General features: G+C 48.3%; 11 protein-coding genes. 7 read left to right on the plus strand and 4 right to left on the minus strand.

What is annotated here, in order from left to right:
* Positions 1-4 precede the first annotated feature (4 nt).
* Positions 5-1,408 carry a permuted SH3 domain-containing protein gene (locus tag BSZ32_RS13205; RefSeq protein ID WP_105043844.1) on the plus strand — a complete coding sequence of 468 codons (1,404 nt, stop codon included), beginning with the start codon at positions 5-7 and terminating at the stop codon, positions 1,406-1,408.
* A complete protein-coding gene (locus BSZ32_RS13210; RefSeq protein ID WP_165788843.1) occupies positions 1,408-2,595 on the plus strand; it encodes a prenyltransferase/squalene oxidase repeat-containing protein in 1,188 nt (395 codons plus the stop codon). The genes BSZ32_RS13205 and BSZ32_RS13210 overlap by 1 nt, the downstream gene beginning before the upstream one ends.
* Here the strand turns inward: BSZ32_RS13210 and BSZ32_RS13215 are convergent.
* Both BSZ32_RS13215 and BSZ32_RS13220 read right to left on the minus strand, forming a co-directional pair.
* Positions 2,592-3,374, minus strand: coding sequence for a DUF1853 family protein (locus BSZ32_RS13215; protein WP_165788844.1), 783 nt, complete (start codon positions 3,372-3,374; stop codon positions 2,592-2,594). The genes BSZ32_RS13210 and BSZ32_RS13215 overlap by 4 nt on opposite strands.
* 238 nt (positions 3,375-3,612) lie before the next feature.
* Positions 3,613-4,413, minus strand: a complete 801-nt coding sequence (locus tag BSZ32_RS13220) for a DUF1269 domain-containing protein (protein ID WP_105043847.1) — start codon at positions 4,411-4,413, stop codon at positions 3,613-3,615.
* 276 nt (positions 4,414-4,689) lie between these two features.
* Here BSZ32_RS13220 and yaaA point away from each other — a divergent pair, with 276 nt between their 5' ends.
* The 3 genes from yaaA (at position 4,690) to BSZ32_RS13235 (ending at position 7,005) form a co-directional block, all read left to right on the plus strand.
* On the plus strand, positions 4,690-5,469 hold the full coding sequence (yaaA, locus tag BSZ32_RS13225; protein WP_105043848.1) for a peroxide stress protein YaaA: 780 nt from the start codon (positions 4,690-4,692) through the stop codon (positions 5,467-5,469).
* A gap of 19 nt (positions 5,470-5,488) precedes the next feature.
* Complete coding sequence (locus BSZ32_RS13230) at positions 5,489-6,793, plus strand: MFS transporter (protein WP_165788845.1); 1,305 nt, start codon at positions 5,489-5,491, stop codon at positions 6,791-6,793.
* A gap of 74 nt (positions 6,794-6,867) precedes the next feature.
* Positions 6,868-7,005 carry an entericidin A/B family lipoprotein gene (locus BSZ32_RS13235; RefSeq protein WP_105043850.1) on the plus strand — a complete coding sequence of 46 codons (138 nt, stop codon included), beginning with the start codon at positions 6,868-6,870 and terminating at the stop codon, positions 7,003-7,005.
* A 91-nt stretch (positions 7,006-7,096) separates the two neighbouring features.
* Here BSZ32_RS13235 and BSZ32_RS13240 read toward each other — a convergent pair whose 3' ends face one another.
* Positions 7,097-8,002 (minus strand): DapH/DapD/GlmU-related protein, encoded by a 906-nt coding sequence (locus BSZ32_RS13240; RefSeq protein WP_105043851.1) that lies wholly within the window; start codon positions 8,000-8,002, stop codon positions 7,097-7,099.
* A 76-nt stretch (positions 8,003-8,078) separates the two neighbouring features.
* On the opposite strand from BSZ32_RS13240, the gene BSZ32_RS13245 reads away from it, so the two are divergent.
* Both BSZ32_RS13245 and BSZ32_RS13250 read left to right on the plus strand, forming a co-directional pair.
* Positions 8,079-8,864, plus strand: a complete 786-nt coding sequence (locus BSZ32_RS13245) for a biotin--[acetyl-CoA-carboxylase] ligase (RefSeq protein WP_105043852.1) — start codon at positions 8,079-8,081, stop codon at positions 8,862-8,864.
* 11 nt (positions 8,865-8,875) lie between these two features.
* Positions 8,876-9,796: an ROK family protein gene (locus BSZ32_RS13250; RefSeq protein ID WP_105043853.1), complete on the plus strand. Its 921-nt coding sequence runs from the start codon at positions 8,876-8,878 to the stop codon at positions 9,794-9,796.
* Positions 9,797-10,326: 530 nt separating this feature from the next.
* Here the strand turns inward: BSZ32_RS13250 and BSZ32_RS13255 are convergent.
* The gene (locus BSZ32_RS13255) at positions 10,327-11,622 is read right to left on the minus strand and encodes an integron integrase (RefSeq protein ID WP_105043854.1); all 1,296 of its coding nucleotides are present in this window, start codon (positions 11,620-11,622) and stop codon (positions 10,327-10,329) included.
* Positions 11,623-11,898 lie beyond the last annotated feature (276 nt).

The raw sequence follows: 11,898 nt of genomic DNA on the forward strand, positions 1-11,898 counted from the left end.
CAAGATGACGACACGAATCAGTTTGCTGGCAACAGCCCTATGTTTTAGCTCTGCTGTTGCAGAAGACTACGAGCTTAAAAAAGAGCTCTTTGAGCAGACACTCAGAATCCAAGGGGTCGCCACAACGGATAAAGGAGCTGAGTTGATTATTGCCCCGAAAATCTGGGACGATTTCATCATAGATAAAGTACTGCCACAGGGGAGCAAGGTCGCTAAAGGTGATCAGATTATCTGGATCGATACTGAAAAAGTGGATGAGTATATCCTCGACCAAGAGCTAGAAAGAAAGTTCGATGCGATCAATCTCCAGAATGCGCAACAAGAACTTGCTGAGCTAAAGCTCAAAACTGAGCGTGATATGATGCTGGAGAAGCGCAACTTTGAGCGCGAGCAAGAGAATTATAAGTATTTCCGCGAGATCGGGCTGCCTCAGTCGATCGCAGCGAAAAAACTCGAGGGAGAAAAGTCAAAGTGGTACCTTTCCTACACTCAGGAAGAGCTGACTCAGCTACTTAAAATGTACGAAGCTGACGGGCTCACTGAGGAAACTGAAGAGATTATCGTTCAGCGATCCCAGAATTCGGTAAAAGCTGGTGAGTTTAGCAATGAGCAAAAGCAAAATGAGGTGAAGTTCTCACTGGAGAAAGGGCTGCCTCGCCAGAAATTAGACCGTGAGCTCAAGCATGAAGAGGCTAAGTCGGCATGGGAGTTTGCTCAGCTCAAGATTCCCCGCGCTCTTGAAAGTAAAGAGCTAGAGGTCACTAAACTTGTTCGTGAGGACAAGAAGAAAGCTGACAAGTTAGTTGAAGTGAAGGCTGACCGCGCCGCGATGGAGATCAAGTCACCCGCCGATGGAGTTCTTTACTATGGTGAATTCAAAGGGAGTTCCTGGAAGCGTGAACTCGCTCAGAAATCTCTCATACGTGGCTCTAAAGTTCCTCAGAATCGCGTCTTTATGACTGTCGTTCCTGAAGGGAATGCGACACAGATAGCAGCATCTGTTGATACCTTTGCTGCTACTAGATTAACAAAAGGCCAAGACGGGCGACTCAAGCTCACAGCATCTCCATGGAAGTCATTCAAGAGCTCAGTGACTTCAGTGGCTGGTGCTCCGAACTTGCAGGGTAAATGGGATGTTACACTTTCTGCCACACTAGTCGGTAAGCAGAAGCTTGCTGTTGGTGAGTCGGTGAAAGTCGACTTCGTAAGTTACCGTAAAGAAAATGCACTCAGCATCCCGGCAAAGGCTGTGACTCAAAACTCTGATGGCAGCTTTTCTGTAAATCTGAAGATGGCTGACGATAAGGAGAAAAAGACCACGATCACAGTGGGCGAGAGCAATAGCAGCCGAGTGGAGGTTCTCAGCGGCCTTTCTGAAGGACAAGTCATCATCTACGACGCAAAGTAATGAGGAGGCTCGTTTCACTTTTGGTGTGCTCTTTCTCCCTCTGGCAGGGAGCGGTGGCTCAATCGCTCGACCCTGCTCAGCCTAAGAAGGCTGTGCCTGTGGCTCCTGTGCTTGAGAATACTCCGCTTGATTCTGCAGTGTTAGAAAGTTCGATTACTAAGGGTGTCGATTTCTTACTTAAAACTCAGAATCCCGATGGCTCGTGGGGGAATGCAACGCGAACCAAAGGGCTCAATATCTATGCCCCTATGCCCGGGGCGCATCATGCCTTTAGAATGGGGACAACGTCGCTCGCTTTGGCGGGTGTCATAGCCTCTAATGATAAGCGCTCTGAGGTGAGTGCCGCGATTGAGCATTGTGAAGCGTGGATGTTTCGGGAAATGCCAAAACTTAGACGCGCTGGGGGATCAACTATCTACAATAACTGGGGGCATGCCTATGGGCTCCGAGCTTTAGTGGCTTTAGCCAACCGTGAAGGTGTGACTAAGGAAAAAATGGCTGAGTACGCGAAGTTAGCTCAGACTCAGGTGAAAAGTCTTTGGACCAATCAAGATATCGATGGAGGTTGGGGCTATTACGGGTTTGACTCTGTCACTGCTCAGCCGAGTGCAGGATCCAACAGTTTTACATCGGCGACGGTTTTGCTAGCGATGAAAGAAGCCTCTGTCTTTTTTAAGCTGAAACTAGAGGATCGCCGGATTGGGATGGCTGTGAAGTCTATCCAGCGCCAGCGCACTCCAGACTTTGCCTACACTTATGCAACCGGGCACATCAAGCGTCCTCGGTATTCGATCAACCGACCTGCGGGTTCGCTGGCGCGGACTCCGGCTTGCAATGCCGCGCTACGTGAATGGGGTGATCCTAAAATTACTGATGAGGTATTGGCGATGGGTTTAGACCGATTGATCAAACGTAATGGTTGGTTAGACATAGGGCGGAAGCGTCCGAAACCACATGAGACTCACTTTGCAATCTCTGGATACTTTTATTACTACGGGCATTACTATGCCAGTGAGAATATCCTACAGTTGCCAGATGACCAGCAAGGTGAATGGAAGTCCAAACTGGGCAAGGTGATACTGGATAAGCAGGAATCCGATGGGTCTTGGTGGGACTATGCCCTCTATAACTATGGTCACGCCTACGGTACAGGCTACGCATTGACCACGCTCGCTCGTTGTCGCTAGTGGATGTTAGGCCAGCTGTCAGGTGCTAGGAATTTTGGTTCTTCTCCAGCATGAATGACGAACATAGTGCAGCGTTGTTGGCCCAGTTCGATAAGCTCCGCGACCGGGACTTCAACCAGAGCTTGGAAGAGAGAATGATCTATTTCACACAACCAAAGCTGCTTAGGCAGAATTCTGACTGATTTTACGTAAGCAAAATGGTGGCTGAATTGCCGGCAGTAGAGCCACTTCCGTCGGTTAGCATTTGGACTGGCTTTGTCAGGAAGAGGTCGTTGTTTGGCCTTGATATGATCAAAGAAAATCCCGTGGACTAGATGTTGGGGAGTTACTGTAGCCCCGTTGATTAGTGGAGATATAATTCCTTGGACTTCGGGGTGGGTGGTAAGTGTGAGTTGGTGATCACGCAGCCGTGCCACTTTTCTTTGGTAGTTGTCTCTGGCGTCTGGACCTGGGTAGCGAACTTCATCTCCGTTAATGACAATGAGGTAGAACTTCACTGCTAGTTCGAGGTGGATATGAGAATTTGTCTTCGAGTCTAAAAGCAGGAAGTCGAGTTCACCTAGCGTTCGTCTTTGCTCAGTAATGATCTGAAAGTTATTGGCAATCACTTTGAAGCGTGGGCTGGACTCTAATAGAGTGAGGAGTGCATCTTCGTAGAGATGCCCAAGTTTTTGACCAAAGTGAAGGGTGGAGGGAGTTTGATGTGTAGCCTGTGTGAGAAGTTCAGACTCAAAGCACTTAGCTTCGGGGAGGTCTCCCAGCATCAGATTCGTCGACATTAGGCTTTTTAAAATAGCTGAGGAAAAAAGGGCCTCATGCTGCTGGGGAATCTGTTGGCTTGGGTGATACTGCATCTCTCAGTCCTCTCTGTAGTAAACTAGGAGCCCTCTGTCGACCTTCAGGAAATAGACTTTGCTAGTTATTTTCTGATGAGGTAGCGCTCTAGAGTGACTTATATAAAAAAGCCACAGCGAGTCATACGACTATTGCTGTGGCCTAAAAGGAGAGAGCTTAGCTCTACGCGTGCAGAGCAACCTTGGCGTGCTCGCCAACTTCTTTGAGTTTAGTGCAGCGGGAATTGAAGTCTGCTGTTACCTCGCTAATACGTTTCTCAATTTTAGCCTTACGCCGTTCACTACTGTCATTCATTTGTTGCCTCAGTGTCGTGATCTTGGCTTCAGATTCGGACTTGGTAATTTGAATCCTTTCCGTTGCTTTGTTAGCAATGAGTTCAGATTTTTGTTTCAAAAGCTCAAGTTGCGTATGGATTTTTTCTTTGGCTTCATTTCCAGCTTCGGACCATTCCGCTTCTAACTCAGCCACTTCGGTTTCGAGTTCGTTCACCTCTCTGAGGTATTGATCTTCGATAACCTCAGATCTGAGCCTGCGGAAGACGATTCCACCGTGCTCTGCCATGTGGCTGTCGACTGGAGTGGTCCAGGATTCAGTGATGTCAGCTAGGATGGCTACTTTTCCTGGTGCCAGAGCTTCTGAAACATCCTTCACAAATTGAAGGTCTACACCTGATCTATCCAGATCAAAGAGCAATCCTGTTAGACCTCCAAGGCCAGCTCCAATAGCCACTCCAACTGGGCCGCCGAGGATGCCGACTAGTGACCCAGAGACCATGCCGATCGCAGCTCCCGCAGGGCCTTTATCGGCTTCTTGTTTGATGTGGATGACTCCATCTGAGTCTTTGGCAATCACGGCAGTAGCGTAGAGGCTCATGTCACCATTGGTATGAAGTTCTTTGAGTGAGTTCAGGCCTTTAAAGGCGGATGATTCTGAGTCAAAGACTGCAATAAGCATTTTGTTCATTGTATTCGGGGGTAATTATTTGAAGACGGAGGTGGGGGCTGCGGCTACATCCGTCCAAAGTAGTCGAGAGAATGAGTCAGTAATCACTCTAAACATGGTGTATATCAGCCCAGTTAAGAGGCATTCAATCTGAAAGTTACTCGTTAGTCATGAGCTGCCTCTAAATGATAGTTTAACTGCATCGGAGCAGCGCCGGATACATGAATTAATCAAAGTTAATAGTCTTGATAAGAAGCTCTAACTTGCAATTTCAGCGAGGCACGCTTGATTGGAGGTATGCTAGTTTTACTTTCACCAGCAAAATCGCTTGATTACGACTCAGCTTTGCCAACCAAGAAGCACACGAAACCTCGCTTGCTCGACGACACCGAGGAGTTAGTTGAGCAACTGCGTATGATGAGTGCCAGCCAGCTTGGAGGTTTGATGTCGATTAGTGAAAAGCTTTCAGAGCTCAATGCTGAACGTTACATGAAGTGGGAGAGGGATTTCAGCCATGCGAATAGCCGACAAGCTCTCTTTGCATTCACAGGAGATGTCTATCAAGGCATGGAGCTGGATGAATGGTCTAGTGAGGATTTCGCTGCGGCTCAGAAAAAAGTACGGATACTTTCTGGTCTGTACGGTGTCCTGCGACCATTGGATCTTATGCAGGCGTATCGGCTAGAGATGGGAACAAAATTAGACAATGCGAGGGGCAAAAACTTGTATGCTTTTTGGGGCAGTAAGATTACTGATTTACTCAACAAAGATCTCAAATCGAGCGGCTCCGATCTAATAGTCAATCTCGCTTCGAACGAGTATTTCTCCTCAGTGAAAAAGAAAGAGCTCAATGGCTGCTTGATCACTCCAGCATTTAAAGACGAAAAGAATGGTAACTATAAAGTGATCTCATTTTACGCAAAGAAAGCCCGCGGCATGATGGCTGATTATATCGTACGTAAGGGCATCGAGGATGTTGCTGGACTCAGGAAGTTTAAATCTGCAGGCTACAAGTTTGATGAAGCCAGTTCGACGGATACCGAGTTGGTCTTCCTGAGAGCAGAGCAAAAGAAATAGCCATCTTCCAATGATGAGTGTGGAGCCAAGTAAGGACGATCTAGAGCGCAATGTGCGGCTCTTTGTATGGTTCCGTGTGCTCTTCAATGCGCGCTTTTACTATCCTATATTCGCGGTGTTTTTCACCAGTATGGGACTGAGCGTGTCACAGTTTTTGTGGCTCAACGCGCTATGGGCTGTGACTATTGTCCTCTTTGAACTTCCTTCAGGAGTGCTGGCGGATCTGGTCGGGCGGAGGCAGTTAGTCCTATTCTCAGCTCTCAGTATGTTAGTCGAAATGCTCCTGCTGATCGTGGCTCCACAAGGTGCCGGCTGGTGGTTGTTTGCTGTATGTGCGGTCAATCGTGTGTTGAGTGGCTTGGCCGAGGCTGCTGCCAGCGGTGCCGATGAGGCATTGGCCTATGATTCCGTGAAGTTACTTTACGATGATGAAAGTAAACGGGCTAGCAGGTGGGATGACATCTTGGTTGCGACTATGCGCTGGAGGTCCCTCGCTATGGTCGTGGCGATGTTGGTCGGAGCCTTGGTCTTCGATCACCAGCGAATGACTTCATTGTTTGGTGAGTTTCCCGCTTGGGTGAGCCTAAAGCTACCTATCCTATTGTGTTTTATTTCTTCTATCTTCTGTGTGGCGTTTGCTTGGCATCTCACTGATTTGGGGATTCAGAAAAAATCTGAAAGCGAAAGGACACATGTCTCAGAAGTCTGGCTGGGGGTGTTAGCTGCCTTAAAATGGGTGGCTACGACAAAATGGATTGCAGCCATTATCCTAGGAGCCGTGGTCATCGACGCCGCTGCACGGACCTTCGTCACCCTTCAGTCGACCTATTTTCAATGGGTTCAACTTCCCACGTATAGTTGGGGGATCATTGGTGCCGGCATGTCACTCTCGGGATGGGTGGTGCCACTTTATGTCAAAGGTCTAGCTAAGCGATTCAGTCCTAGAGTAAACTTTATGTTAGCCGGTGGAGCGAGTTTTCTTGGACTAGCTGGGGTGGCAATGCTACACAATATTCTTGGCGTTCTACCGTGTTTTCTAGTGATGCTGTCACTGGTCCATGTGGGCTTTCTTCTTAGCCGCTATATAAATCAGTCTGCTCCTAGTGAGCAACGCGCTTCCATTCTAAGTGTCAGCAGCCTTATGCTCAATCTAGGCTATGGCTGTGTCTCCTTGGCGATAGGTCTGGCGATGAACAGAGCGGCACAAACTTTAGGTGAGACCGCCGCCTTTGGCCAAGCTCTTGAATGGATCGCTATTGGATTATTCGTCGGCTTGCTCATTTGGTTTATCGCTAGCCGGCCATTTCGAAAGATTGAGGACTAGTACATGCCTGCCAGCAAAATCTTTAAAATTTAACTTGGCAGGGAATTTGGCAAAATGGTAAGGATAGCGCAGATATGAAAACATTTACTAAATCACTTATCGCTCTTCTTGGTCTCATCGCTCTCAGCATGACTTCTTGTCAAACGATGCAAGGCGTAGGCCGTGATATCAGTGCCGGTGGCTCAGCATTATCCAATTCTGCTAGTCGCTAGAGCTGCGACAGTCTCAATTTATTAACAAATAAAGCGCCAAGGTTTCTTGGCGCTTTTTTGTTATGAACCCAATCGCTAGGATTAGAGGTGGCTACATCATGTCATTTTTGACGATAGCGCCTGGGAGAGTGGTTCGGGCATTACCTATTTTACGTCCAGGATAGATAACAGTGTTAGCCCCTGTGCGAACTCCATCGCCGATGATGGCTCCAAATTTTGAGAGCCCGGTATCGAGCAACTCTCCTTGGATCATAGAGCGATGATTTTTCCCATCGTGGCGGTGGTTCGAAAAGATCGTACCAGCTCCAATATTTACGTGAGAACCGATCACGGAATCACCGACGTAACTGAGATGAGCAATAGAGGTGTGGTGGGCTATGAGCGAGTTCTTAACCTCGACCGCATTACCGATAATACAGTTATTTCCGATAGAGGTATTCCCTCGGATGTAGGCATTGGGGCCGATTCGGCAGTTCTCCCCGATAGATACGTTACCTTCGATAACGACGCCAGGCAGAATACGTGATCCCTCACCTAGGTGGAGGGTTCCATCGATTTCGGCAAGCGGGCTGACGGTTCCTAAGATGTTATCTTCCGGAAGCGCGTCAATGACTGCCGAATTTACTTGTAGAATTTCCCATGGGTAGCGCATGCGGAAGCAGTCGGCTTCGGTCACGATTTTCCGCTGGCACTGGCTAGGTTCGTCGACCCCTTTCCACGCGACAATGTCACCAGAAGAGTCATAGAGACAGGTGCTAGGTTCTTCTCTAGCAAGCAGGCAGAGCGCGCCCACTTCAATCCAATGATCGAGCGGTAGGTGGACCGTGCAAGGTGTCACTTGTGTGAGCTCTATTACTTCGAAACCAGCTCGGCGTAGCTCTGTCGCCATGAGTTGTTTGAGTGGGATATTGCCAATCAAGATGTCTGCAACGTGGTGGCCTGAGGTAATAGGTGCACAGAGTGACTCGTGGTGTGGGGTTTGGATGACTGCTTCCATGGGTTATGAATGATTAAGCCTCAGCCTATCAGCTGTATAAAATACTGTCTAGCAAGTTGAGATTTAAATTTAACGATTGCATGACTCTGTAGGTGTTCTCATCCTATTAGTGATGTTTAACAGAGCTGAACTACTACGTAGAGTTCCTATGCTTGAGGGGAAATTTCATTACGCCCAAGTACTGGAATCGAGCAATGATACGGCCGCGGCCTTGATCCGTTCCGGATCCGGGTCCGGTACTCTTGTGTTGGCTGAAGAACAGACTAAAGGGCGGGGGCGCGGAGGAAATCAGTGGAGCTGCCCAAGTGGGCAAGGCTTACTATTTTCTTTAGTGTTAGAGCCAGATCTTGATCGCTCACGCTGGTCGAGACTAGCATTAGCTGCTGGAGTCGCTCTAGCAGAGGTCTTGGATAAATCCGGTCTATCTGCAGAGATGAAATGGCCGAATGATATCTGGCTCAACGGTAAGAAATGTGCGGGGGTGTTAGTCGAAGGTTGTGAGGATTTTGTGATTATTGGAATGGGGGTGAATGTCTCAGTTTTAGAGTTCCCAGCTGCACTCAATGCTACTTCTTTACTGAAAGAATCTGGTGAGCAAATAGAGAGAGAGGCGTTACTAGCTGATCTCGTACAGGCTATTATTGCTTGGGGCAGTCGTTGCGATGCTGATTTTTCAGCTGTGGTAGACGCTGTGAATCTGCGCTGTGCTATGAGGGGGGAAATGATCCAACTACAGCAGAACGGTGTATTGCGCTCAGGTATGATGGCTGGTGTGAGTGAAGATGGATATTTGATGTTGGAAAATGATGGGAAAATAGAAATGATCGCGCAGGCCGATGCAATACGGCTGCTTAAAAGCTAAAAAAAGAGTAGATGGAAAAGGTGAGACTAGCTGTGGATTTCGGTGGGACGCGTGTGAAGTACGGTATCACGCGTGACGGAGTAGTGCTCGCTCAAGATAATTTTGAGGTGATTGATAGGTTGAGCTTTGCGGCTCACGCTGAGTCATTACGTGAAGGTTTTGAGAGTCTGTTAGCTCAGCTTGGTCTGAGCCTGAGTAACTGCGAAGGACTAGGCATCGCGGTCCCTTGCCTCGTATCTGCAGATTGTAAGCGAGTCACACGCTCCTTCCAAAAGTTTGAAGACCTCGTCGGCTTTGACATCCAAGCGTGGAGCCAAGAAACCTTTGCTCTAGCATGCGACATAGAGAATGATGCCCGCGCAGCTCTGGTCGGTGAATGGCGTTACGGTGCTGGGATGGGAATGGACAATTTATTTATGCTCACTCTCGGTACTGGCTGCGGTACTGCTGTTTTGTTAGAAGGTAGGCCTATCCGCGGATTTAGTGGAATGGCTGGAAATCTAGGAGGGCATAGTATCACTCACCGTGGTGGTGAAAAATGTTGGTGTGGCAGCCGAGGATGTCTCGAAGCCCAAGTCGCCAGCTGGGCACTAGAAGATCTCGCTCGGAAAGAACCTCATTTTACTGGGAGTGCACTTTCACAAGTAGATGAAATCGACTACCTCGCTGTCTTTACTCTCGCTGCAGAAGGCGATGCTCTGGCTGTACAGTTGAGAGATAAAGCGCTAGATACGTGGGCTGCAGCTCTGATCAATGGTGTCCACTTCTTTGATCCTCAGAAGATCATTATCGGCGGGGGAATCATGGCGAGTGCTGATGTTATCTTACCAGCACTCCAACGAATTCTCGACGAGCAAGCTATCCAGGTAGCTGAGCCCGCTCAAATTGTGGCGGCTGGACTCGGTGACGGAGCTGCATTGGTCGGTGTGTAATACCATTTGAATAGTTAGAGTGGATCAATAGCGAAACAAGACGGTGAGAGTAGCAAGGCGGGAGGAAGACGCATAGCGAGCTATGCAACTGACAACGAACGAAGCTAATCTCGCAGTATTGTTTCGCCCTCTCCAAATCAGCTTTGCTGCAAATACAAAGAATAAGAGTACAACGATTGATCCAGTATAACTGTGAAGATGGTATCAGTGACCTGTCCAGATGAAGAAATATCCTACCGCGAAACTCCCGAAAGTTTCGAAAGGCCTGTCAGATGAAGCGATCTCTACCGCGAAAAAGACGAAAGGCGCTAAAGGTCCAGCACAATGAAACTGCTCTACCACCAATCACACTAATCGCACGAATAGTAAGGCTGAAGTGTGGCGGCGGTTTCCAACCGCCCAGCCTCACCAATTACAGGATCCATATCTCACCCATATTCAGCCAGCGTACCTCCATGCTAATGAATTCATAATTGGAGCACTGCGACCCGTACCATCGCTGGAATTATTAATTGTTCATTATTAATTATTCATTGGAGCGTAGCTCCCAAAGGGCTGCGTACCCCGGTGCCACCCACTTTCTTAGTGAGGTGAGTATAGATCTCCGTGGTCGCCACGTCTGCGTGGCCGAGAAGATCCTGAATAGTCCTCAGGTCTGTTCCATTCTCTAGCAAGTGTGTGGCAAAGCTATGGCGTAGCACATGGCTCGACACTCGTTTCTCGATGCCGGCCGCCTCCGCAGCCTGTTTCAAATACTTCGAGTAGACAGCATCATGCACATGATGACGGCGTTTGACACCCGTCACTGGATCTATCGCCTCTTTACCATTAGGAAACACCCAGAACCACTGCCAGCTCGTACCAGCATTCGGCATTTTCCGCGCCAAGGCTGGAGGTATGAACACCCCAGGAGCCTCTTTTTCTCTGTCCATCAGGTAAAGAGCTCTTACGCTCTCACGTTGCTTTAGCAGTTTCTCCAGCAATACCTCAGGCAGCACTGTGACTCTATCTTTCTTACCTTTGCCCTGCCGCACTGTAAGAGTCTGCCGCTCCAGATCCACATCCTTGATTCTCAGATTGAGCAGTTCCTTCAGCCTCAATCCCGAACCATACTGGAGTTCAACAGCTAGCTTATACCTAGGCTCCATTTTTTCTATCAGCCTAAATACCTCACGCGTACTGAGGACCGTTGGAATATGTCGTGTACGCTTACGAAATTTCACACCCAGATCTACCTCACTCATTCCGCACACCTCTTTAAAAAAGAACGCCAAAGCATTGAGAGCCTGCTTCTGAGTTGCATAGGAAACCTCTTGTTGCTCTACCAAGTAAGTCAACCATTCCCTAGCATTCTGAGTGTCCATCACCTTCTTGGCATCGCCTACCCATATAGCGTAGCGTCCAGCCCAGCTTCCATAAGTTTGTAGTGTGCTCTGGGCTAATCCTCTGCGCGCTCCGGTATGTTCTACCGCCCCACGCACCCGCTCATACAAACTCTTTGGAATATTACCACACTCTCTAGCGCAGCACTCCAGCCACTGTGCATACCAGCGCATAGCCTCTGCCCATTGATCTAGCTGCCACTGCTCACGCTTCTTCGAACCATCTCTAGTAACCACCTCCGCCTTCCAAAATGCACGCGCACTCACTAGCGAAGCCGCCAATCCGTGGCGCAACCTCCAGCTTTCAAACCAATGGAGCAGAAAGGCATAGGCGAACTTTTGATTCCTATTCACATCACGCCCATTCGCTAAGTCGTTCTCCCATGATGCTTTACCATGTGACGCCTGTCTTCTCTCAATCGCTATATTTATTTTAGTGCTCATTTGAACATTATTGCTCAAATGAACATGATTGGTCAAGTGGTAAAGAGCTACACCTTAACGTATTGTAAAGATGTGCGGCCTATAAACTATTCTAAAAAAAGCCTATCAGAAACGCTAAGATTACTTTATAGACTAACCATGCTAATTGCTTTTAGACGCCATCACCCTCCAGAGAGCCAAGCTCAAACACTGTCGGAACAAGCTTCATTCGCTGACTCCTCAATCAACCTTAATAATCTTGATTGCCAACACACCCAATAGGGAATTAGGTGATCT

Origin of the sequence: Rubritalea profundi (assembly GCF_002954445.1) — a bacterium.
Classification (GTDB): domain Bacteria; phylum Verrucomicrobiota; class Verrucomicrobiia; order Verrucomicrobiales; family Akkermansiaceae; genus Rubritalea; species Rubritalea profundi.